Origin of the sequence: Nostoc sp. DedQUE09 (assembly GCF_034530915.1) — a bacterium.
In the GTDB taxonomy this organism is placed as follows: domain Bacteria; phylum Cyanobacteriota; class Cyanobacteriia; order Cyanobacteriales; family Nostocaceae; genus Nostoc.
Genome location: NZ_JAVRCE010000067.1, coordinates 21698 through 44655 on the forward strand (window position 1 = coordinate 21698; position 22958 = coordinate 44655).

The 22958-nt window shown below is 41.2% G+C and carries 20 protein-coding genes; 11 read left to right on the top strand and 9 right to left on the bottom strand.

The window, feature by feature from the left end:
• Positions 1 to 13: 13 nt before the first annotated feature.
• On the bottom strand, positions 14 to 691 hold the full coding sequence (locus RMY27_RS29335; RefSeq protein WP_322668357.1) for a hypothetical protein: 678 nt from the start codon (positions 689 to 691) through the stop codon (positions 14 to 16).
• On the opposite strand from RMY27_RS29335, the gene RMY27_RS29340 reads away from it, so the two are divergent.
• Positions 674 to 1120 (top strand): hypothetical protein, encoded by a 447-nt coding sequence (locus RMY27_RS29340; protein WP_322668358.1) that lies wholly within the window; start codon positions 674 to 676, stop codon positions 1118 to 1120. The genes RMY27_RS29335 and RMY27_RS29340 overlap by 18 nt on opposite strands.
• 228 nt (positions 1121 to 1348) lie before the next feature.
• Here the strand turns inward: RMY27_RS29340 and RMY27_RS29345 are convergent, their stop codons facing one another.
• Positions 1349 to 2020: a LuxR C-terminal-related transcriptional regulator gene (locus RMY27_RS29345; RefSeq protein ID WP_322668359.1), complete on the bottom strand. Its 672-nt coding sequence runs from the start codon at positions 2018 to 2020 to the stop codon at positions 1349 to 1351.
• 100 nt (positions 2021 to 2120) lie between these two features.
• Here RMY27_RS29345 and RMY27_RS29350 point away from each other — a divergent pair, with 100 nt between their 5' ends.
• The 3 genes from RMY27_RS29350 to RMY27_RS29360 all read left to right on the top strand — a co-directional run bounded on the left by RMY27_RS29350 (position 2121) and on the right by RMY27_RS29360 (position 4617).
• Positions 2121 to 2777 (top strand): DUF3386 domain-containing protein, encoded by a 657-nt coding sequence (locus RMY27_RS29350; protein WP_194040812.1) that lies wholly within the window; start codon positions 2121 to 2123, stop codon positions 2775 to 2777.
• A gap of 165 nt (positions 2778 to 2942) precedes the next feature.
• On the top strand, positions 2943 to 3452 hold the full coding sequence (locus tag RMY27_RS29355; RefSeq protein WP_322668360.1) for a HugZ family protein: 510 nt from the start codon (positions 2943 to 2945) through the stop codon (positions 3450 to 3452).
• A gap of 196 nt (positions 3453 to 3648) precedes the next feature.
• The gene (locus RMY27_RS29360; protein WP_322668361.1) at positions 3649 to 4617 is read left to right on the top strand and encodes an alpha/beta hydrolase; all 969 of its coding nucleotides are present in this window, start codon (positions 3649 to 3651) and stop codon (positions 4615 to 4617) included.
• A 17-nt stretch (positions 4618 to 4634) separates the two neighbouring features.
• Here RMY27_RS29360 and RMY27_RS29365 read toward each other — a convergent pair whose 3' ends face one another.
• Both RMY27_RS29365 and RMY27_RS29370 read right to left on the bottom strand, forming a co-directional pair.
• Entirely contained in the window at positions 4635 to 7346 is a 2712-nt protein-coding gene (locus tag RMY27_RS29365) for a zinc-dependent metalloprotease (protein ID WP_322668362.1), read from the bottom strand.
• 447 nt (positions 7347 to 7793) lie between these two features.
• On the bottom strand, positions 7794 to 8348 hold the full coding sequence (locus RMY27_RS29370) for a Coq4 family protein (protein ID WP_322668363.1): 555 nt from the start codon (positions 8346 to 8348) through the stop codon (positions 7794 to 7796).
• A gap of 456 nt (positions 8349 to 8804) precedes the next feature.
• On the opposite strand from RMY27_RS29370, the gene RMY27_RS29375 reads away from it, so the two are divergent.
• The 3 genes from RMY27_RS29375 (at position 8805) to RMY27_RS29385 (ending at position 12649) form a co-directional block, all read left to right on the top strand.
• Positions 8805 to 9200, top strand: coding sequence for a hypothetical protein (locus RMY27_RS29375; RefSeq protein WP_322668364.1), 396 nt, complete (start codon positions 8805 to 8807; stop codon positions 9198 to 9200).
• Positions 9201 to 9778: 578 nt separating this feature from the next.
• A complete protein-coding gene (locus tag RMY27_RS29380) occupies positions 9779 to 11227 on the top strand; it encodes an AAA-like domain-containing protein (protein WP_322668365.1) in 1449 nt (482 codons plus the stop codon).
• 930 nt (positions 11228 to 12157) lie between these two features.
• On the top strand, positions 12158 to 12649 hold the full coding sequence (locus tag RMY27_RS29385) for an orange carotenoid protein N-terminal domain-containing protein (protein ID WP_322668366.1): 492 nt from the start codon (positions 12158 to 12160) through the stop codon (positions 12647 to 12649).
• Positions 12650 to 12970: 321 nt separating this feature from the next.
• On the opposite strand, the gene RMY27_RS29390 is transcribed toward RMY27_RS29385, so the two are convergent.
• Positions 12971 to 13750 (bottom strand): glucosamine-6-phosphate deaminase, encoded by a 780-nt coding sequence (locus RMY27_RS29390; RefSeq protein WP_322668367.1) that lies wholly within the window; start codon positions 13748 to 13750, stop codon positions 12971 to 12973.
• A 236-nt stretch (positions 13751 to 13986) separates the two neighbouring features.
• Between RMY27_RS29390 and RMY27_RS29395 the strand changes: the two genes are divergently transcribed.
• Positions 13987 to 14673, top strand: coding sequence for an HAD-IA family hydrolase (locus RMY27_RS29395; RefSeq protein WP_322668368.1), 687 nt, complete (start codon positions 13987 to 13989; stop codon positions 14671 to 14673).
• A gap of 209 nt (positions 14674 to 14882) precedes the next feature.
• On the opposite strand, the gene RMY27_RS29400 is transcribed toward RMY27_RS29395, so the two are convergent.
• Positions 14883 to 15797 carry an AraC family transcriptional regulator gene (locus tag RMY27_RS29400; protein WP_322668369.1) on the bottom strand — a complete coding sequence of 305 codons (915 nt, stop codon included), beginning with the start codon at positions 15795 to 15797 and terminating at the stop codon, positions 14883 to 14885.
• A 209-nt stretch (positions 15798 to 16006) separates the two neighbouring features.
• Between RMY27_RS29400 and RMY27_RS29405 the strand changes: the two genes are divergently transcribed.
• Complete coding sequence (locus RMY27_RS29405) at positions 16007 to 16738, top strand: SDR family oxidoreductase (protein WP_322668370.1); 732 nt, start codon at positions 16007 to 16009, stop codon at positions 16736 to 16738.
• Between the two features lie 62 nt (positions 16739 to 16800).
• On the top strand, positions 16801 to 17799 hold the full coding sequence (locus RMY27_RS29410; RefSeq protein WP_322668371.1) for an aldo/keto reductase: 999 nt from the start codon (positions 16801 to 16803) through the stop codon (positions 17797 to 17799).
• 103 nt (positions 17800 to 17902) lie between these two features.
• Here RMY27_RS29410 and RMY27_RS29415 read toward each other — a convergent pair whose 3' ends face one another.
• The 3 genes from RMY27_RS29415 to RMY27_RS29425 all read right to left on the bottom strand — a co-directional run bounded on the left by RMY27_RS29415 (position 17903) and on the right by RMY27_RS29425 (position 21601).
• Positions 17903 to 18541 carry a PadR family transcriptional regulator gene (locus tag RMY27_RS29415; protein WP_322668372.1) on the bottom strand — a complete coding sequence of 213 codons (639 nt, stop codon included), beginning with the start codon at positions 18539 to 18541 and terminating at the stop codon, positions 17903 to 17905.
• A 1133-nt stretch (positions 18542 to 19674) separates the two neighbouring features.
• Positions 19675 to 20130 carry a tRNA (adenosine(37)-N6)-threonylcarbamoyltransferase complex ATPase subunit type 1 TsaE gene (gene tsaE / locus RMY27_RS29420; protein ID WP_322668376.1) on the bottom strand — a complete coding sequence of 152 codons (456 nt, stop codon included), beginning with the start codon at positions 20128 to 20130 and terminating at the stop codon, positions 19675 to 19677.
• Between the two features lie 61 nt (positions 20131 to 20191).
• The gene (locus RMY27_RS29425) at positions 20192 to 21601 is read right to left on the bottom strand and encodes a gluconeogenesis factor YvcK family protein (RefSeq protein ID WP_322668373.1); all 1410 of its coding nucleotides are present in this window, start codon (positions 21599 to 21601) and stop codon (positions 20192 to 20194) included.
• Positions 21602 to 21775: 174 nt separating this feature from the next.
• Between RMY27_RS29425 and ruvC the strand changes: the two genes are divergently transcribed.
• Complete coding sequence (gene ruvC / locus RMY27_RS29430) at positions 21776 to 22267, top strand: crossover junction endodeoxyribonuclease RuvC (protein WP_322668374.1); 492 nt, start codon at positions 21776 to 21778, stop codon at positions 22265 to 22267.
• The last annotated feature ends 691 nt before the right edge of the window (positions 22268 to 22958 follow it).

Below are 22958 nucleotides of genomic sequence, written 5' to 3' on the forward strand. Positions count from 1 at the left end.
AAGATATTGGAGATTAATTGCACATTTGTAACGTGCGGCGATCGCTCGCTGCGATCAAATTTAACCGATAAAAGTCTTGCAGAGCCAGGGAGTAAGCATAAGAATTTGACTCATCCTCACCAACCTTGGGCAGTCTATTGCTTGTAGCTACCTGATTCGATTGTGCAGAACTGGCTTCATTTGACGAACTATTAACCGTCATCGCCAACTCTCCTGATGGGTTGATTGTACCCTGAAAACAATTAAACTCTGATTGGGGCATATACAAAGCACCCGTTACCTTATTCTGCTGCTTTTGAAAGATGATATAACCTTGACCAAGCTGGTTTGGTTTTGGGGATTGGCCATAGAGGTAAATCCCATCTTTTACAGGAAAACTTGCTTTTGGTAAAACTCTTGCACTTTTTGTAGTTCCCTGATCGCCTGGAACCAGTGCTGTGATTGTAGGTACTGTTTTATCGCCTCCAGAAGCCGCATTAAGTTGACTTCTCTGCTCTCGAACTTTTCTCAGCTGCGACAAAAGAGAGTTCTCGGAGGTTTTCTGAATCTGAGCCGATGATAATCGAGAATCTGTAAATGATATTACTTGAGTCTGCTTGGCTAAAAAGCCCAAACCGAGAAGTAAGCCTAAGCCCGCGAGGGGAATTCCCCACTTTCGGGGAGATAATAACTGATGAAGGTTGTTAAGCACCCTACTTCTCCTGTTAAAAAACTAACTAAGTTCTTTAGAACTTACTTAAATCATAACCAAGTCTTAATTGTCAAAGACTTTATTCACGACTTATATTACTATTGTCCAAAAAAGAAAACTGTCAAAAACAAAAGTTTTTATTGGATTTGGTTCTACAATCTTAGATTACCATCAGTTAGAGTCTTTATAACAGAGGGTAAGAAGCAGTGTTTCGACTACGCTCAACAACCAGCACGCATTTCTTCCAAGCTTGAGGGAAGGGGCAGAGGGGCAGAGGGGCAGAGGGGCAGAGGGGCAGAGGGGCAGAGGAGCAGAGGGGCAGAGGGGCAGAGGGGAAAGAACTTCTACGAATCTCTCCCCTGCTCCCCTGCTCAAGCAAAGGCTTTGAGCATCTGTGAGAAATCCAGGTCAGCCAGAAGGCAGGAGTAACCCACCTTTAAAAGCATGAGATTAAAGTAAGAATAATTGTATCTCGCTACACTCTACTCAATAGAATTCTTCTTTGAAAACTGGGTTTTATACCCAGAATTCAAGTTTTCATATCATGTCCGGCTAATAGTTATAATTCCCAAATCTACGCAGAAAGCACAAAAACCCTCCTTCCTGCCCCTCTGCACCCCTGCCCCTCTGCCCCTCTGCGCCCTACCCCTGCTCCCTTCAATAAACTTGTATATCTTGTAGCTTTGCCACCATTTCTGCACGCGCCGAAACCTTCAACTTCCGAAACATCCTCTTTAAAGCTTGTTTGACGGAATTTTGCGTAATCCAAAGTTTTTCTCCAATTTCCGCATTCGTTAACCCCTGCGCTACTAACTCGGCAATTTCTAACTCACGCGCTGTTAAAGGACTAACTAAAAGGGAATTGGATATTTTGGGTTTTGTCCGTAAGGTTGCCATTTTTGCTGACAGATGAATACATAAAGCGCTCAAGTCAGCTAAATCGTTACCATTAAAGGCAGGATTTCCCTTGTCACGTGTCAAGTTAAGGGTTCCGACAAGACGACCATCGCAAACAATTGGCCCAGTCATCACGTGTTCGTGATCGGAACGCGAACAAAAATGCTTCCAGTCTCCTGGCGATAATAATAACTGTTCATGGGCGGGAGCATGACGCTCAACCACATAGCGCCCCACTGGATTGCTCTCTAAGCATACTGCTGGAATGCCTGGAACATTAATCTCAGTGGTTGGCTGCTCATCAAGGAGATAAATACCCCAATTTTGCACGCCAAAATGCTCGCTAATTTTATCCGTGAGAGCGAGTCTTAACTCTTGCTCATTTTGGACATTAGCGATCGCATGAAATACAGCGTGTAGAGAATTAGCCATAAGTGTACCCAGTTGGGGACTATCCAAGCCTCAACAATTACTTCTATGCTAATACCAAGGAAACTAAAACGCTAATTACAGTAGCGACTAGGAGAAGCACATGACAGTTACACAACTCTCTGCTCAGGAACTTTTCCGGGCTGCTTATGAAAACCGCTATACTTGGGACAAGAATTTCCCTGGTTATACCGCAAATATTACCTATAAGCATGATGATAAAGTGTTTACAGGCAAAGTTATCATCACTGCCAATCTCAAAGCCGAAGTTTTGGATGTAGATGATGAGTCAGCCCAGAAAGCAATTCATGGTCAAGCCTGGGAGATAGCAATTCACCGCGTCCGCCGCAGCTTTGAAGACACCCACAGCGCCAATACCTTTACCTATGGTAAAACTGACGAAACTGGTGCGGTTGAGCTTTTAATGGGTGGTAAGGCTGAAGGCGATAAATACAAAGTCCGCAATAATGAAGTATGTCATGTTCACCGTCTAATCCACGGTACTTATGTTACCATCGATACCTTCAGCAGTCACGACACTGGCGAAGGCTACCTGTCTCACCGCTATGACTCTGTGTACCATGACCCTAAAACTGGGGAACAGAAGGGCGGTAGAAGCGAATTTATTGATGAGTATGAAAAAGTTGGTGACTATTTCATCCTAAATCGTCGGGAGATTCGCACCGAAACAGCAGGAGAATTTTCTACTCAGGAATTTATCTTTTCTGACATTAAATTGTTGGAACCTGTTGCTGCTTAAGCTGTATTCTGTAATTCAAAAATTAGCGATCGCTCTTGAGTTAATAAAGGGAGCGATCGCTTTTATTTTTTGGGCATTCCATGCGTAGCTGTAGCTCCTCATACACATCGCTCAATCACGTTAAGATACTTAATTAGGTGTTCCTAATCAAGCGGTAATTTACTTATGAGTCAACTTGAAAATATTCAAGCTGAGTACGAAAAGTTCCCCGAAGCATTTGAGAGTGTAATTATTAGCACCGTGAGCGCACAGGCAATACCCAATGCTAGTTATGCTCCCTTTGTAATGGATGATTCTAAAAATATCTATATTTATGTTAGTGGTCTTTCGATTCATACCAAAAATATTTATGCCAATCCTCATGTTAGTGTCTTGTTTATCGAGGATGAAGCTAAAAGTAATCTAATTTTTGCCCGTCGTCGTTTGAGTTTTGATTGTACGGCAACGTTGATAGAGCGTGAAACTGATAAGTGGAATCAAATTGTTGAACAATTTCAAGGGCGGTTTGGTGAAATTATCGAGGTTTTGCGCGGCTTGTCTGACTTTCGGATTTTCCGGCTAACTCCAGGTGAAGGTCGTTTTGTAGTTGGTTTTGGCAGAGCATATCATATTACTGGTGATAACCTTCATCAACTTGTTCAAATTACAGGAGATGCCGAGAAAAAGCAAGGGTAAATTATGAATGAGGCGTAGCCAATTCTGACTCCTGTTAGCGGATAGCTAAGGTTTAGACCATTCTGACTTCTGAATTCTGCTGTATATTGATTCATCAAATCTTCTCCTGATTCTTTAACTATTCAGACAGATGTATTTTGAATCATTAATTAGTTTGACTGTATGTAAATTCAAATAAACTAAACTTTGTAATTTTATGCTTCAGTTTCAACCTCCTGGCTTTGGACATAAAGTTATCCATACATCCTTAGGAGCAATGGTTTACTATACCCAAACGAATGCACCTTGGACAATTGCTGACACTGAAGATTTACCCACATTACTATTTCTCCATAACTTTGGTGGGGGAGCGTCTGCTTATGAATGGTCTAAAGTTTACCCAGCTTTTGCCTCTAATTACCACATTTTAGCCCCCGATTTAATCGGCTGGGGAGAATCGACCCATCCAGTGCGGGATTATAAAATTAGGGATTATCTCAGCACGATCGCAGAATTTATCATCCAAACTTGTCGTCAGCCGGTGACAGTGGTAGCCTCATCTCTCACAGCTGCTTTTGCTATTCGTCTAGCTATTGTTCAACCCAATTTATTCAAAGCACTGTTTTTGGTTTCCCCTTCTGGATTTGATGATTTTGGGCAGGGTGCTGGACGCAGACTTCCGCTTTCGGTAATCAATGCGCCTCTGTTGGACAATTTTATTTACATGCTTGGTGCTGAAAATGAAATCGCAGTCCGAAATTTTTTACAAAGTTTTCTCTTTGCTAAGTCACAACGAGTATCGCAAGAAATGGTGGAGGCTTATTTAACCTCGGCACAACAACCTAATGCCAAGTTTGCTGCTTTGGCATTTTTGCGAGGCGATCTTTACTTTGATCTGAGTTTATATATTCAACAATTGACAGTTCCCACCGTCATTTTTTGGGGAGAAAAGGCACAATTTACCAACATCAAATTAGGACAACGCTTGGCAAATCTAAATCCAAGAGCAATTCGAGATTTTTATGCGATCGCAGATGCCGGAATATTACCTCATTTGGAAATACCAGAAGTTTTCATTGGTTTATTGCAGCGGTATCTTGGGGAAGTGGAGAGCAGAGGGGCAGCACTTCGGCTACGCTCAGTGACCGAGAGGCAGGGGAGCAGGGGAGCAGGGGAGAATAACTAATGAAAAATGACAAATGACTATTTAGAAAGTAATTGTGCGTTTAATGCTTTAGTGATGCGATCGCCAGAAGCTTCTAGGTGAGCTAAGGTGTAAATATCAAGGCTTTCACCTAGTTGTTTGAGTCTGGCATCAATGGCTTTTTGCAGTTGGCGCAATTCATACCAAGCCAATGTCCGACCATCTTCAGGTGTATTAGTAGTACCCAACATCATCTGTAACAAAATATTCAGATGCTCCCGTTGCAATGAACGCCGGATGCTAGAAATTGGCTTTGGTTCTCCGGGGGTGAAAACTTCTGTCCAGATGCCTGTTTGCAGGGTGTCGAACAGTTCTGGCATGGAAAGGGCTTCTCCAGGCAGAGTTTTTAATTCTATATCTTGTAACCGATTTAGGCGATCGCTGTCTAATAGCGATCGCAATATCGTACTTTGAAAACTCAAAATGCGATCATGAATTGGATAATCAAGGCGGTTATTAGGTGCAGAACTACCCCAGTGTCCCCAACGCGAGGGTGCTAGTTGATTGAGCAATTGTGGTGAAAAGCTAAAAGCATCTTCGGCAAAAACATACTCTTGCAACTTTGTCAACGCTTGGCGTTGTTTTAAAAGTGAAACTGGGACAAATGCCCAAGCAGCATCATTACTGGTATTGAGACGCCGAAACGATTGTCCACCAATGTATTTAGAAAGCAAAGTGGCGTTCCGAAAATAATATTTAAGTACTCTATTAAATTTAAGGCGCAGGTTACTATAGCTTTCTCCTTTCGATAGATAACCGTTATTAAGACGCTGCCACATAAAACGAGCATTATCCATTTGCCACTGCGAATAAAGTAGCACATCACTACTCATATCCCAGACGTTTGCCAAAGGATTGATGTCCCAGATATCTTCATCGGTTGCGTAAGATAATTCTGGTTGAGGCGACGCTAGTGCAATCTGGTCTAAAAAACTTTTTTCTGATTCTGGAATAGTTACCTCAAGCGCTGTTGATAGAAATCTTTTATAACCATACTCAATTGCCCATTCATCATAAGGCCCAATAACTCTTGGAAAATAGTCACCTTGCTGTACTCCCTGTGGTGCTATGTTCACAGGTACATAGTCCATCACCGAACCCACTAAACCTTTCGTGTGGGTGATTTCGGTATTATTTAATTCTTGAGGCGCTAACATGGTGCTGCCATGAAAATTGTGGCGTAAACCTAGAGTGTGCCCAACTTCGTGAGCGATGAGAGAACGCAAATATTGATGCACATAATCCTTCATCGTTTCACTACTAGATGTAGTGTTTGGCAACATTGACAACGCCAGCGCTCCCATAGCCGCTTGATTTGAAGATTCCACACCATAGCAGGACTCAGAGGAAGAGGAGGCAAATTTATCCAGGAATTTCCCCTCGTCTTCACGTCCTTCTGCCTTTTCTTGGCATGGATTTGTGCGCAGTGCGTGGTATTCTTGCTGAACTAAGCGCAGCATATTGGCATCCACAATGATATCTGCATCCAATATTTCCCCAGTAAATGGGTTAACGCGCATCGGCCCTTTGGCAAAACCTGCATCTAAAGAATTGAACCAGCGAATAGTGTTGTAATGTACATCTGCTGGTTTCCAATTAGCATCATCTGGCATTTGCTGCACTTCAATGGCATTTTGAAATCCGGCTTTTTCAAATGCTTTATTCCACATCAAAACGCCTTCACGAATTGCATCGCGGTATTCTAGTGGTACAGCATTTTCAATCCAATATACAATTGGTTTTTTGGGTGGAGATAAGGGAGCGTCAGGATTGGATGGTTCTAGATGCCAGCGATTAATGTAACGTACAAATGATTCGTGAGCATTATTGTGAGAAAAATCTTGGAAATCAGTAGTAAAATATCCAACTCTGTCATTGGCAAGTCTGGGAATATAACCATTGTTTTCTCTCATCTGAGAAAAACTATAGTGTACCTTCAGAGTGAGTGCCCTACTATCGGGTACAGTGATTAAATTTGAGCCTTCTAGTGATGAAAAACCATAAATCGAATCAATCTCTACATTTTCTGGGAAGCTGTTAACATCACCAAAATATGACTTGCGTGCATCTAAGCGGTAATCAGCCTGTAAAGAGTATTTTAATAGAGGAGTTAATCCAGAAAAATCCTGCATTAACAGTTCATTCAGGTCGAGCAGAATATTTTTACTGTTTGGATCAATAGTGGCTATTTGGAGTGAATAAAGAACTGAATCACTAAATGAACGAGCAAGCGATCGCTGTTCTGGTATACTATCTGTACGGAATTTTACATTCCGCACAACAAAATGCAATCTATTATTTACTCGTTGGAAGTAAAAGATAAAATCAGAGAGAGGTAATCCACTATAAATTCCACTTTCCCCAACGCCTGATTCCAATGTCACTATAGCTAGGTAATCTTTATTTAGCTGCTCTGGCTTAAGTTCTAAGAAAACTTTTCCTGAATCCTCGCTGCAATACAGTGTGAAGAGTCCCTCTAGTTTATCTACCCGATTAACAATCCCATTAAATCGGCAAAAATCTTCCTTTTTAATCTCAGCAAGATTATTGTCAGCACTTGCTACGTTTTCAACTACTGGCAGTGTATTTAATTGCTGTACATTAATATTAGAAGTATTTGAAAGTTGGGTTGCTTCTGCATAATCATTTGATAGAAACAAGTTAGACAGTAATACTACACAGATTACTAATTTCGTTATCCAGTATTTCATCCTTTGGCTTTCCACCTGAAGCAGTTATCGTGTTGAGGAAAAATGTGGATTAGTTTGTCATCTGCAAGCCCTTCAAATATCTAAGGACTATCATATAAATCCACTTAGTCAGATAAACAATGTCTCTAACCTAAAAGTCTGTGAATATTAATTGTTATTAGTAGCTCTTCAGGAATTACCCATTAAGTATTTATGTCTTAAGGTAGATAATTTTTACCGCTAAAGGTATATGTTTTTTTTGCTTATATCTGTATTAAAAACCAAATCTAGCATTAAAAATGTATTTAGTGCTACATTTGCCAGCCTAAGCAATATCAAGCATTTTTTATAAAAAAAGAGCAAAGCTTTTAAAAAAGCTGTTATTAAGCAAGTAAATCCTTTTTTCGGATGAATTGTGGAAATTTATGGTAATCTCAACTTTTTTCTCAGATGGTCAATTGGTTCTTCCTAATGGTCTTCAAAGCGGTAGCCCAACAGAAAATCAGCTTTCTTGCCTAGTTCTCGCCCTTTCTCCAGGTTGACGAAAATCGCTTTGATTTGTTGAGGAGCTAAAATTGGATAGAGCAAGCTAGCCAAGCACAGACCGATTTGGAGTGATTTACTGTAGTTTTGTGTAGCAGCAAAAGCAAGTACACCAATTTCTCCTGCATAAGTGGTGTCAAAATCAAGCAAGACATGAAAAATATCATGGGTAACTAAATATCGCAGAGCAAATAGATTACGTTTGGCAACGTCTACTAGTTCAGGGCTGATGTTTAATGGTTTTAATTGATTTGTTTCCATATAATTGGCATATTCTCGTCCAAAAGTGCCTTGAGGATATTGGCTTAATAGGTTCAAATCAATTGCAGGATAATATCCCACTACTGGTTGTAGTTTGGAAGCGACTTTTGGAGAAACTTTAGTACCAAAAAGCTCAGATTTAAGAATGGCAATATCACCTAAATTTTCTGAGTTTTTATAAGCCATAATTGCTTTGAGTTGTTGTAGTTTTTTGAGCATAATACTTTTCCGTAATGGGCTAACAACAGTTGAGAAAGAGCCAGGGGTAGACTTTGAGACAAAATTATCTAACATCGAATAACTGTTAAGGACAGAGTTAGGTGAGTAGGCCAAATAACAGACTAGCAATCTTGACAGATAAAGATCACAAACCCTTGTTGTGACTAGTTTTGATAAATACAGGTGTAGCTTTAGTTGAGGAACGTAGACGCAAAGAGGCTTTCCGCAGAGTAACCTAACACCAAAGATCCTTGCTTTTGTTAGGTTTCACTTTGTTCAAGCCAATCTACAAATATTGTATTTTTTCAGATCCACAAAAGAGCGTAAATAAGTTCTCTCTTCCCCAGGGTTGAAGAAGCCTTTCTTTTTTATAACTAAGATATGCCTTTTGCTAGAAGGAGAATTGCCTTTTTATAGTTAGTCTTTACTAGTACCCCAAAAAATAAGTTAATTGGCATGATAAATTTGATTTCTAGGACGATTAGTCACATCAATTCCCTGCTTAAAGGACTTCAGGTAAAAGGTTTTTTGGCTGTTGTCCTAGTTGGTTTTCTAATGCTGACAACGAATGTTAGTGATGGGCAAAATAACCCAGACTTAAAACAGAGAGTTCGTGAAAAGGTAGAGCAGAATGATGCTCAAAGACCGAAAACAGTAGGGCAGTGGTTTAAAGATGCTCGTGAAACAGAAGCTTCTCCTGGCGAACGACTTCAGAAGATTGGACAACAGTCAGGAGAAGCCTTCAAAGAATTTGGATCTGGGTATGTAGAGGGCGCTCAAGAAACTGCTAGTGATGTAGGGGATAGTGCGGCAAAGGCAGGCAGAAATATCACAGACAAAGTTGCACGCTAAATGCGTCAAAATATCCTATTGGCAGCAAGTAGTAATAACTTTTCGCCAATAAATTAATTAACCCATAGAGACGTTGGTATTAAATCAACAAAGTCTTCAAATACTTCTTGGGTAACGCGCTTACTCTTCTTAATGAAAGATTGTAGCGTTTCTCAGTTGCCTAAAATATAGGTCTTTAGTAGGGGCACATAGTTAGCTATGCGCCCCTACTGCGTGTTGCATTCAAAATACCTTACTTCCATTCCTCTCCTACGGTGTAATTTTTATAAACACTTAATAAACCGGTACAAATAAAGTGAACTATTAAGGCTTGTCATTTGTTATTTGCAAATGGTAAAGGATGCTTGGTACAGAAATGTCAGCACCTTTCCATAGAAATAGCAAAAATGGCAATTGATGTAGTGACGTTTATTTATACCTACTCATCTAATTTTCTTCAAACAGAAGTGTATATTTTTTTACTAATTAATAAACACTTCAAGAACGGGTAAGTAACTGTTCAATAACTGCTTAAAAACGTGAAACAATGAGGAGATAGCTAAAACGGTCAGAAAAAAAGTAGATAGATAATTAATGATATGAAGCAATCTAAGAGTACGCGAAAGCGGGGACTTATCTTAACGATCGCTGGGCTAAAGCGTTTACAAGGGGCGATTCTGGCTATGGAAAAGGTAGAAAACAATGGAGAACGCTTCACTCTAGAAGATTTAGGCGATCGCATGAAAGTATCTACCAAAACTCTGAACCGATTATGGTCGTTGAATACAGGCGTAGATCAAAAAACCTTGAAATTGTGCTTTAGCGCCTTTAACCTAGAATTGTGCAGCGAAGACTATGGAATCCTGGGTGAGCAGTATTATACTGAAGGTTTTCAACCTTTATCAATAATTTTAGACACAGAAGAAAGAAAGTTACTTACGTCTTTACCCTTAGATTTTCTTGCGACTCAACACCATAACCAACTCGAGAATCTTTGGTCATACCCAGATGGTCCCGTACCTGTAGATTCCCCCTTCTATGTCGATTGTCCCCCCATCGAAGAACTTGTTTATCGAGAAGTAATTCAACCAGGCTGTGTGATTCGGATTCGAGCACCAAGAGAAATGGGAAAAAGTTCTCTTGTACTGCGGTTGTTAGCCTTTGCCAAGATGCAAAGTTATCGCTCGGTGAACGTGAATTGCAACCAAATCGATTCAAGCTGTCTGACAGACTTAAATAAGCTTTTGCGTTCTCTTTGCTGGCAAATTGCAACAGAATTAGATATTGACCCTCAGCTAGATGACAACTGGGATGAGGAAATAGGTTGTAAGTTGAGTTGCAGTTTATATTTGCAATCTTATTTGCTCAAGCAGTGCAAAAGTCCAGTAGTTTTAGTATTAAATGAGGTTGACCGCTTTTTTGAATATCCAGAAATTGCTCCAGAGTTCTTTGGTTTGTTGCGCTCTTGGTATGAAGAAGCACGGCAAGATCCCAACTTGCAGAAACTAAGATTAGTGGTAGTTTACTCCACAGAAGTATATGTCTCGCTGGATATCAACCGTTCTCCATTTAATATTGGACTACCGATCCATCTGCCAGAATTTACTGAACACCAAGTAAAATACTTAGCCCAACGACATGGCTTAGATTGGATTTCTAATAACGAAGTTAACCAACTGATGTCTCTCGTGGGGGGACATCCAGCACTGATTCGGATTGCTCTATATTATCTATGCTGTCAAGGAATGACCTTAGAAGAACTGATAAAAGATGCGATCGCTAACGGCGGTATCTATCGCTATCATTTATGGCGACACTGGGCAATTTTACAAGAAAATCCTAGTTTAGTAAAGGCGTATGTTGAAGTTGTAGCCGCAAATCAAAGCATTTCTCTCAATCCCATTGACGCTCATAAGCTCGAAAGCTTGGGTTTGATCGCTTATGAAGGCGATCGTATCCTACCGCGTTGTGAACTCTACCGTGCTTACTTTAAAAAACAACTAGGTGTTGCTGAGTTTGAATATAAATCATTGAAAAAACGTGCTTGAGAAAAAATTATTACAGACGCTTTCTGATGACGTTCATCGTAATCGCTCCCCTTAATCTCTTATTTGCCTAGAAACAAGTAGCCAAAGCTACGTTTTGTCTCTTTAGGGTTCTTCAGATTTAATTAAGTAATCAAGTAAATTAATTTTAACGGTAAGTTCTTTCTGTGCTACTAAATGTTACATTTGTATTTTTTCACTATCTTCATAAAAATGCAATGACAGTTAAGACAGTTAAGAAGATAATTAAAAACTTAATTCTGAAAAGCGATCGCAACCTACAAAAATAGAGATTGACGATTCGTCATTTGTAATTACTAATAATGTTCCGAAACTCGCTACTCCTGCGTTCGCGCAACGTTGTGTAGAGAATAAAGTAAACCTCTTGCATAAATCACAAAAAAGAACCTCAAAGAGACAAGGCATAACTTTGGTTCCTTCCCTTTAAAAAGCTACAGTGTACATACAAGTAGAAAAAATCGATTTTCCATTGTTCTCTTGTTTATCTCGTTCTCATACAAAACATGGAAATAGCTTATTAAAGCCTGCTGCCTCCTAATTTGACTGAAGGCAGTAACCCACCCACAAGAGCGTTACAAGGCTCTGCATTATAACGAGATTTACTTCGCAGTTGCTTACTTCTGTCAATGCGTAAGTTCTAAACTTAGCCCTTTTAAAGATTAACAAGTGGTGCTTTTTTATCCACTATTACAATCAAGCTAACATCTATCTAGGGAAATACCTTCTAACAATCTTTCAATTTGGCAACAGACTTCTAATTGCTAACTCTTTCATTTGGCACTTGCCAAGCATTATTTTGCCTTTGAACGATCTTCTTTATGATTTTCAGACATCTGTCTTCAGTAGGGTAAAAGTCAAAATGTACATTTGATAACATTATTTAAGAATAAATAATTGCAATTGAAGTTAATCATGACATACACACAAACTAACGATCCCACTATTCGCGAACACGTTCAAGCTTGGCAACAGTTAAATGTAGATCAACAACTTGCTTTGTTTTGGTTTATCTACAAAGAAATGGGGGGTTCAATTACTCCTGCTGCTCCTGGAGCCAGTACTGTTTCTCCAGAAATAGCTGAAGGTTTATTTAACCAAGTTAAGGAATTGTCTCACGAAGAACAATTACAAGTTCAGCGTGATTTGATTAATAAAGTGGATACCCAAATTTCTCGTGAGTATGGCTCTTTGGGTGATACTACAAAACTCCTGTTTTGGTATCGATTATCTCAAGGGATGGATAATGGTACTATCATTCCTGTACCTGGTGATTATCAACTTCCTTCCGAAGCTAAAGCCTTGTTTGGTAAAATTCAAGGATTAGAGTTTGAACAGCAAATTACTCTTTTCCGTGATTATGTTTCGCCAATGGGTGCTGAAGCAAAATCAGGTGCTGAAATTTAGTCCTTTTGAAGTTTTTAGGATGCTTGAGGGTATCTACTAAATTATTTATACCCTTCTCTTAAAGCTTGCTAGATTCGCCAGTCGCTGAATATAAAACTAAATTTTGATGACTGGCGTATTTAGAAACTTTTATTTCATTACTTTGAGATGTTTATAACTTCTATAAACATCAAAATTTTTAGAAAAAACTGTATCTGAATTTGCAAATTTGGATATAAAATTTCCCTTGATAGTTATAGCGTTACTGTATGCTGAAACCACCTCATGCAATTCCATTGAGCGCTATAATAATTAGCTTGAAAAATTGACGTGTGAATAAGTTTAAGTTAATTCTAGTAAGCTAGCAGAATTAATATCTAAAAACAATGTCGCTTGGGGTTGTTGACGGAGAATAGAAGCCGGACAGTCTGTACCGATATAACTTTGCAGCATCTCTTTTACCACATTCGCTTTACGTTTTTCTGGAGCAAGACAGATAATTTTTTTAGCCGAACAAATTGCTGGAATGGTGACAGTAAAAGCATACTGGGGGACAGTTTCTAAATTCGGAAAGTGACCTGTATTTACTTGTTGCTGACGGTTTACAGTATCCAGTTTTACTAGTTTTACGCTGTAAGGATCTTGAAAATTTGCTACAGATGGATCGTTAAAAGCTAAATGTCCATTTTCGCCAACACCAAGACAGCATAAGTCAATCGGCTGTGCTTGCAATAATTTGGTGTAGCGATCGCACTCTGCTACTGGTTGTAATGTATCACCTTCTATATAGTGAAATTGCTTAGGTTTAACCCGTTTCTCTACACGTTCTCGCATATAACGCCGAAAACTGGCAGAATGGTCAGTAGTAATTCCCAAATATTCATCTAGATGGAACAGAATAATCCGTGACCAATCTACACCACCCAATGCAATCAAAGCATCAAGAAATTTGAGTTGGGAGTTACCTGTAGCTAACAATACAGCAGCTGTATCCTGAAGATTAAGAACTTGCTGTAAATACTTTTGCACGATTTCGGCAACATCCTCAGCCATTTCGGCTTCAGAGTTGTAAATCTGCACTAATAAATCATCAACGCGAAAAAAGTTTGTGGCGGCTACCATTTGCTTACATAGAAGGTTATCAATTATACGGCAGTTTTTCGAGAGGTTTTACCTGTCTGCCCTTATATGCCCTATCCAGTATAGATTTTAGAATTTAGTAGATTAATTTCTGACTCTTGAAATTTTCTTCTCCAGTCCCCAATCCCCGTATTAACAAAGGAACAATTACTAAAGACAAAAAACAATGTAAACTATTTAAATTAAGTTAACAATTATTTACATTCTACCGAAAAATCATGCTGGCTGCAATTCTCTTTGACCTAGACGGCACTATTGTCAACACTGACCCTATACACTACCGAACTTGGCGGGAAATGCTGTTAAATTACAGCATAGAAATAGACGAAACATTTTATAAATCCCGAATTAGTGGAAGGCTAAATCCAGAAATTGTTAAAGACATTCTGCCACAATTATCAGCAGCAGAAGGGCAAAAATTTGCAGACGAAAAAGAGGCGCTGTTCCGCGAACTCGCCCCCCATCTCAAACCGCTAAGTGGATTTTCTGAACTACTAGCATGGACAGAAACACACCAATTAAAACGTGCATTAGTAACTAATGCACCTAGATTAAATGCAGAATTTATGCTAGAAGTTTTGGAGATAAAAGAAGCTTTTCATACAATTGTTTTAGCGGATGATTGTATTGCAGGTAAACCCGATCCTACGCCCTACCAAGTTGCCCTGAATAAATTGGGGATTACAGCAGAAGAAGCGATCGCTTTAGAAGACTCTCCCTCTGGTATTCGTTCAGCGGTGGGCGCAGATATCCGCACCATTGGCATTGCCTCCACCCACGATCCGCAAATTTTGCAGTCAGTGGGTGCATTTATGGCAATTCCAGACTTTACTGATTTGCAGTTGTGGACATTGCTAAACTCGCTCATCGAGCAAGATTCAAGTGCGATCGCTTCTAATTTTTGAGGACATGGGGCAAAGAAGCGGAGGGGCAGAGGGGCAAAGAAGCGGAGGGGCAGAGGGGCAGAGGGGCAAAGAAGCGGAGGGGCAGAGGGGCAAAGAAGCGGAGGGGCAGAGGGGCAGAGGGGCAGAGGGGAAAAGACTTACTGCAACTTCTCCCCTGCTCCCCTGCTCCCCTGCTCCCCTGCTCCCCTGCCCCTCCGCTCCCCTACTCCTCATCCCCCATCCCCAAAAACTCCACTTTTTAACCGAGCCATATCACGCAACGGTGGTGCGCCGAACAAGCGACTATATTCACGGCTGAACTGTGAGGGGCTTTCATAACCTACATAATGACTAGCTGTCGCCGCATCCATACCTTGCCCCAGCATCAGACGACGGGCTTGTTGAAGCCTAAGTTGTTTTTGATATTGCAAAGGACTCATGCTGGTGACTGACTTGAAGTGATGATGAAGAGACGAGGGACTCATGCGCGCTTCACGAGCGATCGTATCGATCCGAAATGGTTTTTCGTAGTTCCATTTGAGCCAGTTGATCGCTCTGCTAATTGCTTGGAGTTGTTTATCGACTAAAGCAATCTGTCGCAATCTAGCACTGTGTTCGCCTGATAACAAACGGTAGAGAATTTCTCGAACAATCAAAGGTGCAAGGATGGCAATATCTTGAGGCGTTTCCAACAACCGTACAAGTCGGATTGCGGCATCAAGCAGTTGTGGACTAACAGGATTAATAGACAAGCCCGGTTCCGGTGGTTCGTTCGCTAGAGCCTCTAGTTTTGCCTCCATCATTAGTGTGCTGAGTTCTCCCATATCTAAATCGAGCCGAAGACACAGATACGGAACGCTTGGCGTTGCTTCAATCACTTGACCGACAACAGGCAGATCGATGGACACCACCAAATATTGGTCTTGACCATAAACATACAGATTGTCTGCCAACATTACCTGTTTCTTGCCCTGAGCGACAATGCACAGGGCAGGCTCATGCAAGGCATGGAGAGGCGCAGTAGGTTGTAAGGAACGGATCAGGAATAACCGCTCGATCGCTGTGGGATGGACACCATCTCCATTAGTGTTTTGTGCAATCAGAGCAGCTAGCTCGGACTGCTGCTTTCTAACAGTCTGTTCCATAATGTCGTTTGAAATCCTTTCTGAAACTAACATTCAGGGCAGCCGCAATTTATTTAGTCGCTGTAGGTCAGCTTATCTTTTTATGATAAACAATCAAGAAAAATGCAGGATTAGGCAAGAATTTCGCAGGTTCAGATTACCGCATCAAGCTTTGACTCTTTTAGATTAAGAGTGTGCTAGAGAATACAACAACTTGGAGATACGATTTTATGACTACCAACCAACAGAAAGTAGTACTGATTACGGGCGCAAGTAGCGGTATCGGTGAGGCGACAGCACGTCTACTCGCTCGTAAGGGCATCCACGTCATCCTGGGCGCACGACGCACGGAGCGGCTAGAAACCCTCGTGGCTGCAATCCGCTCTGAGGGAGGCTCGGCGGAGTATCAGACTCTTGATGTTACTCATCGCGCCGACTTCCAAGCCTTTGTAGAATTTGCTCAGAGCAAATTTGGCCGCATTGATGTCATCGTTAACAATGCAGGCGTTATGCCCCTCTCGAAGCTAGAAGCGCTGAAAGTTGATGAATGGGACTGGATGATTGACGTGAACATCCGTGGCGTACTCAATGGCATTGCCGCTGGGCTACCGCTGATGAAACGCCAAGGATTTGGCCAGTTCGTCAACTTGTCCTCCATCGGCGGACACGCTGTCTGGCCAACCTGCGCCGTTTACTCAGCCACTAAGTTTGCGGTGTTGGCAATTTCGGAAGGGCTGCGTCAGGAAAATACTGACATTCGCGTTACGGTTATTTCGCCGGGCGTAACGGAGTCAGAACTGGCGGATAGCATTACTGACGCCGAAGCTGTCAAAGGTATGCAGGAATTCCGCAAGATTGCGCTTCCGGCTGAAGCGATCGCCAGAGCGATCGCCTTTGCAATCGAACAACCAGATGATGTTGATGTGAATGAGATTATCGTGCGCCCCACAGCCAGCGTATAGTTACGCAAAGATGCGAAGAATTTTCAACCTAAGCTAGCAGTAAAACAACTAAGAACCGCTATATGACTACCCAAAATAAAATTCAACCTCGCCAACTTGGTTCTAATGGTCTAACTATTTTTCCCCTAGCTCTCGGATGTATGGGTATGTCTGGTATGTACGGTGCAGCAGACGAAAACGAAAGCATTGCAACTATCCAAGCAGCTCTCGATCGCGGGATCACATTATTGGATACTGGCGATTTCTATGGCAACGGACACAATGAGATGCTAATTGGTCGGGCAATCAAGGATCGTCGAGATAAAGCCCTGATTTCGGTAAAATTCGGCGCTTTACGTACTCCTGATGGCGGATGGATTGGTATAGATACCCGTCCCGCTGCGGTGAAAAACTTTGTCGCTTATAGCCTTACCCGATTGGGAGTAGACCACATTGATATCTACCGCCCAGCTCGATTAGACCCGCAAGTTCCCATTGAAGACACCATCGGCGCGATCGCCGAGCTAGTCACGGCTGGCTACGTCCGACATATCGGGCTATCGGAGGTGGGAGCGGACAGTATCCGCCGCGCCCATGCCATCCACCCCATCAGTGACCTACAAATTGAGTACTCCCTGATTAGCCGTAGTCCTGAGAGCGAGATTTTTCCTGTACTGGAAGAACTTGGTATTGGCGTGACTGCCTATGGTGTGCTGTCACGAGGACTGTTGAGTGGCTCCATTCCAGCCACACAAGGAGACTTCCGTGCCTACTTACCACGCTTCAGTAAAGAAAACCTTGCGCAGAATCAACGTCTGATCGAAGAACTAAAGCAAATTGCCGCCGAGAAAGGAGTTCTTCCTTCGCAACTGGCTATTGCCTGGGTACTTGCAAAAGGCAGAAATATTGTGCCGGTCATCGGCGCACGCAAGCGCACCCAACTTTCCGAATCATTGGCGGCTCTGGATGTAAATTTATCCCCGGAAGACTTAACCCGTATTGAAGCAGCAATTCCCGCATCTGCGATCGCAGGCACTCGTTATGATGAACATCAGATGCAAATGCTAGACAGCGAACGCTAGAACACTAATGCGATCGACAGCGTAAGCAAAGTACTAGAGGGTTTGTAGTAAGCAGTTTGGTGCTTAAAAAATAAGTGACTAAGCCCTTACTACGAGCCTGTACTTATTTTTCAGCCAGAATCGCGTAAATTTCCCGTTTAACTTGCTCTAAAAGCTCGCGCACCCGATTTATCCGCTCCATATTGCCACTACGAGCAACCTGCACCACCGCAGCAGCTAACTCTGTGGCGGCATTCCGCAACTCAATAAACTCTTGGGGCTTACCTGTAACAAAACTTTTGAAGGTATCCCAAGGAGTATCTGAAGGTTCTTGTTGGGTACGTTCTGCCAATAATTGTTTACCTTCATCCGTAATCGTATAAATCCGCTTGCCTCCTTCCTGTGCGCTCTTGAGATAACCACCTTCTTCCAGCAATTGGAGTGTTGGATAAACTGACCCAGGACTGAGGCGACGGAAACCACCATAGCGAGTTTCCATCTCTTTAATCAGGTCGTAACCATGACTAGGATGCTCGGATAACAATTCCAGCAGAATGAACTTGATGTCACCCCGACGAGTCCGGTATTCATCTCCCCAACCACGACCAAACATTTCATTATCAAAGCGTTTGTCATGATGTCTACCATGATGCTTGTCATGATGGTTGCCATGTCCAAACCAAGACCTGATAAGCAATGAATCCTCTTCGCTAACTCCTGCCCATGCAGGTGCGCCAAAACGTGACCGAAAATGTCTAAACATAAGTAAATCTCAAATCAACTTTCTCTAATATACGATATATCGCGATATATTCCGATATATCGGAATAGAATTTTGATGAAGATTTGTAACGAAAGCAACTTCGACTAGCTAATAGGCTGCACTTGTTCGGAAAAAGACTCCACCCATTGCAAAATGCTTAATCTACGATAACAAGCCGTAGATTAAGCATTTTTGCTGAACTGTGAATTAATAGCTGTAACAAATAGTTAACGACGCAGATAAAACCCTGTATCTTTACATAGTTTGATTTTTCCGTACCAATTTACTTAATACATCTTGTATTTCTATAGGACTCATATTTGAATTTAAAAAAATTAATCTTCTGAAATTCTCTTGCCTATTGCCTACCTACGCAAGTGATTTCAGTAATCAAACCGGATTTCTATAGATAAAATATGTATAAATACGAGATATTTTAGTTAAATATTTTATTGATCTCGGTGCTAATTACAGATGTGAATATAATAATTTATTGCTAATTAAAATTATTAAAACTAATTTTGTAAATTTATAAAATACTTTATTTTTTTGTATAGATTGTGAACTGAACTTGGGAATACTAAGTGTGAGAAAAGTTAAAATTATACATAAATTTATAATTGTTTAACTTTTTCTACTAGCATTCGCTGCTAAATAATCTAGATTCCATCTTTAAACCACAGTAGGGAACTAATCGGGTTCAATCGAAGCTGAGTAAGTTCTCTCAAAACTCTCATTGACCCCAACAACAGTTTATTTACACTTGTTTAATTCGTATATCCCGTTTAGTTAAGAATGACTTTAGGTTTAATACTATTCGGATAATATAACCCCGCCTAGATTTAAGGGAGTGAAGGAAAAATAGTCTCCCTTTTAAAGAAAGCCAGTGTGTTGCGAACTTTCCTAAATTTATAGGGACAGGCGTCAGCTTTGCTGACTACCAGTTTTCTATTCAAGAAAAGCTGATTAAATATTTTTGTTTTGGTTGAGATAACAATGTTAGTAACTGACAGTGGTGAACGTGGTAGTGGCAGATAGAACGAGTGTAAAGTTCTCTCTCGATTATTTGTAGGAATTTTTGACTGTTGCGATCAAAAAACTGAAATCCCTCGTACTTTAATCAGGAGATGAGCTTAAAGCGCGGCAATGACTTGGCTAATGGCACAATTAAATGGTGTAAGTTCGACTTGACGAGTGCCTTCATGTCCATAAGTCAAACTCACGCTCAGATAACTATCTGGCTTGTAGGGCAATCGTTCCGCCCATTCAACTGCCACAATTCCTGGTATCACTTCAACACCTTCCCAGTAACTTTCTAAATTTAGGGTTGCAACTTCTTGCGGTTCTAAGCGATATAAATCCAGATGGTAAAGAGGAAAGCGCCCTTCCGTGTACTCATTAATCAGCGTGAAAGTGGGACTGACAATGGGTTCAGCAATTCCTAAACCTTTACCAATGCCTTGAACTAAAGTAGTTTTACCAGCGCCTAAATCACCTTCTAGTAAAATTACACTCCCCGGTGTCAGGGATTCGCCAAGAGTAATACCTAAGCGCAGCGTCGCTTCTGTATCTGCAAGAAAAATTTTCATGATTGAGGTATTGGGCATTACTGATTAGTCTAAACAAATGACAAATGACAAATTTTCACCTTCACTTAATTTTCAATTCCCCGCTCGCATAGCGTCTTCGTAGGAGAAGCGACTGACTTCTACCGTACCACCGCAATAACACTTGTGCTAGTTTCTGCGGATTGTGACGTACAAAACCTGTTTCATCTTCATACAAAACATTAGCTAGAACAATCCGTCGTCCTAATTGAGTTACGGCTTCTCTATCGAGGAAAACAGGATGGGAGTTTTGTTGGGCGTAGCGGATAAGTGATTGCTCCGAAGGGGATTTTTTGTGTATTAACACAGCATCGAATAGTCGTCTTTGTCCACAAGCAGCATCAATTGCTCTGATGTGATCGGCAACAGTGTAGCCTTCAGTTTCTCCTGGTTGAGTCATGATATTGCAGATATAAATACGGGGGGCGTCTGTGTGAGCGATCGCATCGGCAATTTCTGGTACTAATAAATTAGGTATTAGGCTTGTATAAAGGCTACCTGGGCCAATAATAATGTAATCAGCTTCTTTAATTGCCTTAATAGCTGCTGGCACAGCCGGAGGATTAGCCGGAATGCAGCCAATCTTGACAATTTTACCGCCAGCTTTGGGAATACTAGACTCCCCCTCAATACGACGACCATCGGCTAATTCTGCCCAAAGGCGAACATCACTGAGAGTTGCTGGTAGTACTTGTCCTCGCACAGCTAGAACTTTAGAACTGGCTGCAACTGCTTGTTCTAAATCTCCAGTAATATCACTCATTGCCGTTAAAAACAAATTGCCAAAACTGTGGCCAGTTAACCCATCCCCAGCCCGAAAACGGTATTGAAACAATTCTGTTAATAACTTTTCTTCATCTGCTAGTGCAGCCAAACAATTGCGAATATCTCCTGGTGGTAGCACTCCAAATTCTTGACGCAAACGCCCAGAAGATCCACCATCATCGGCGACAGTGACAATCGCAGTAATATTAGCGCTGTAGGTTTTCAGTCCCCTCAACAACGTAGAAAGTCCCGTACCGCCACCAATTACCACTATTTTTGGGCCTCGGTACAATCGACGATGGGCCAGCAAGACATCAATAAGTTCCTCTCCGCCTTCTGCTCTTAGTACCTTAGTAATTGAACCTACGGTGCGAGTTTGCCCCCAAAGCAATAACAGCAAGCCGCCAAGCAGCACCAAAGGCCCACTGATATAGTTCGGTAAGAGGTTGGTGATGACTCCCAAGAAACCTCTAACTAACTCAATCATCCAAAAAATTGGGGTCAGCTTAATCCAAATAGCTAACCCCAAACTCGCCAGCAATACACCCCCAACACTAATTAACAACCAACGTTTTACCGATAGTCCAGGGGATAACCATTTGAACCACTGGTTAACCCGATAAGAAGTACGAGAGCGCGACTGCTTTTGCAGGGCGTTGAGGGCTTGTCTGAGAAAACCAATTGACATACCTAATTTGGAGCAGTGCTACAAACAATAATTAACAGAAAATCTACACCGCTTGGTTTAAAAGACCAGGCGTGAAACTATTATATTTATCAATCCTATTAGACTAAGAGCAAGTCGTGAACATTGCCAGGATTTCTAGTTAAACAATACCCTGGCTTGGTAAAAGTGAATTTAATGGAAAAACGAATTTTAGGATTAGATCCAGGACTGGCAATTTTAGGATTTGGGGCGATTAGCTGCACACAAAATCTCAAAAAGGTGCAAGAGACTACAGTAAATATGCTGGATTTTGGAGTAATTAAAACGTCAGCAGATGTAGAAATGGGACAGCGCTTATGTACCTTGTTTGATGATTTACACACCCTGATCGAGGAATTTCAACCAGATTTAGTGGCGATCGAGAAACTATTCTTCTATCGGATGTCAAGTACTATTCTGGTTGCACAGGCGCGGGGTATAGTCATTTTAGTGTTGGGCCAGCGTCGTCTTCCTTATGTAGAGTTTACTCCGGCTCAAATTAAACAAGCTTTAACAGGCTATGGCAATGCTGATAAGTCAGAAGTGCAAGAAGCGGTGGCGCGGGAATTGGATTTAGATGAAATTCCTAAGCCGGATGATGCTGCGGATGCTTTGGCAGTGGCTTTAACGGCATCTTATCAGCTGTAGGTTTTGTAAAAAGAGAATAAAGTTGGAAACTAGAGAATAAAGTTGGAAACTAGAGAATCAAGTTAGAAACCGACTGGCACATCTGTCTTTACTCTTTAGCTTACAGCACTTCCGGCAGCTATAAGGTACATCCTCAAAGCTGAAAGGTATGCACTAGGAGAGGGGAAAGGAGAAAAACTATATTCCGTAATAGCCGGAAGCGCTGTAGTGTATAAATTTATAGTTAGTACTTGTACTGTGGCTATGGATATAGCCCAATCGAAAAAAGAGAATAAGACTCTTCCGTCCTTATGTCAGGGCAAACGCATTATGTCAACAAAAGGATTTTATTGTCAATAAGTTTTATAATAGTCGCATTAGTAGCATCTTATTGACATAGCTTTAGCGATCGCTTTGAGTTTGGGAAACTAAACCAAACGAGAAATGCTGATTTTTTCGTTGGTTCTTAAGCTTAGTTGTGATCAAGAGTAATTTAAATGCTTTTGCCCTAGTGCTTATGGTGACAGAAAAATTAAATATCAACTCTGAAATTCGGACAAAAAACCGATGACTATTAACTAAAGATTAACTGCTGTTTTTGTACTACCACCATGCTGAGTGACTCTGGGGCGACACCTGATTTTTACGGTTCCTTTGGTAAGAGACTATTTATAAAGTAAATCTAAAGAAGGCTAGCCAAGTATAATTGCAA

Excerpts from the sequence above, each read along its gene's own strand:
- RMY27_RS29340 (WP_322668358.1), top strand. The coding sequence starts at position 674 with ATGAAGGTTGTTAAGCACCCTACTTCTCCTGTTAAAAAACTAACTAAG.
- RMY27_RS29345 (WP_322668359.1), bottom strand. The coding sequence starts at position 2,020 with ATGGCTAATTCTCTACACGCTGTATTTCATGCGATCGCTAATGTCCAA.
- RMY27_RS29350 (WP_194040812.1), top strand. The coding sequence starts at position 2,121 with ATGACAGTTACACAACTCTCTGCTCAGGAACTTTTCCGGGCTGCTTAT.
- RMY27_RS29355 (WP_322668360.1), top strand. The coding sequence starts at position 2,943 with ATGAGTCAACTTGAAAATATTCAAGCTGAGTACGAAAAGTTCCCCGAA.
- RMY27_RS29360 (WP_322668361.1), top strand. The coding sequence starts at position 3,649 with ATGCTTCAGTTTCAACCTCCTGGCTTTGGACATAAAGTTATCCATACA.
- RMY27_RS29365 (WP_322668362.1), bottom strand. The coding sequence starts at position 7,346 with ATGAAATACTGGATAACGAAATTAGTAATCTGTGTAGTATTACTGTCT.
- RMY27_RS29370 (WP_322668363.1), bottom strand. The coding sequence starts at position 8,348 with ATGCTCAAAAAACTACAACAACTCAAAGCAATTATGGCTTATAAAAAC.
- RMY27_RS29375 (WP_322668364.1), top strand. The coding sequence starts at position 8,805 with ATGATAAATTTGATTTCTAGGACGATTAGTCACATCAATTCCCTGCTT.
- RMY27_RS29380 (WP_322668365.1), top strand. The coding sequence starts at position 9,779 with ATGAAGCAATCTAAGAGTACGCGAAAGCGGGGACTTATCTTAACGATC.
- RMY27_RS29385 (WP_322668366.1), top strand. The coding sequence starts at position 12,158 with ATGACATACACACAAACTAACGATCCCACTATTCGCGAACACGTTCAA.
- RMY27_RS29390 (WP_322668367.1), bottom strand. The coding sequence starts at position 13,750 with ATGGTAGCCGCCACAAACTTTTTTCGCGTTGATGATTTATTAGTGCAG.
- RMY27_RS29395 (WP_322668368.1), top strand. The coding sequence starts at position 13,987 with ATGCTGGCTGCAATTCTCTTTGACCTAGACGGCACTATTGTCAACACT.
- RMY27_RS29400 (WP_322668369.1), bottom strand. The coding sequence starts at position 15,797 with ATGGAACAGACTGTTAGAAAGCAGCAGTCCGAGCTAGCTGCTCTGATT.
- RMY27_RS29405 (WP_322668370.1), top strand. The coding sequence starts at position 16,007 with ATGACTACCAACCAACAGAAAGTAGTACTGATTACGGGCGCAAGTAGC.
- RMY27_RS29410 (WP_322668371.1), top strand. The coding sequence starts at position 16,801 with ATGACTACCCAAAATAAAATTCAACCTCGCCAACTTGGTTCTAATGGT.
- RMY27_RS29415 (WP_322668372.1), bottom strand. The coding sequence starts at position 18,541 with ATGTTTAGACATTTTCGGTCACGTTTTGGCGCACCTGCATGGGCAGGA.
- tsaE (WP_322668376.1), bottom strand. The coding sequence starts at position 20,130 with ATGAAAATTTTTCTTGCAGATACAGAAGCGACGCTGCGCTTAGGTATT.
- RMY27_RS29425 (WP_322668373.1), bottom strand. The coding sequence starts at position 21,601 with ATGTCAATTGGTTTTCTCAGACAAGCCCTCAACGCCCTGCAAAAGCAG.
- ruvC (WP_322668374.1), top strand. The coding sequence starts at position 21,776 with ATGGAAAAACGAATTTTAGGATTAGATCCAGGACTGGCAATTTTAGGA.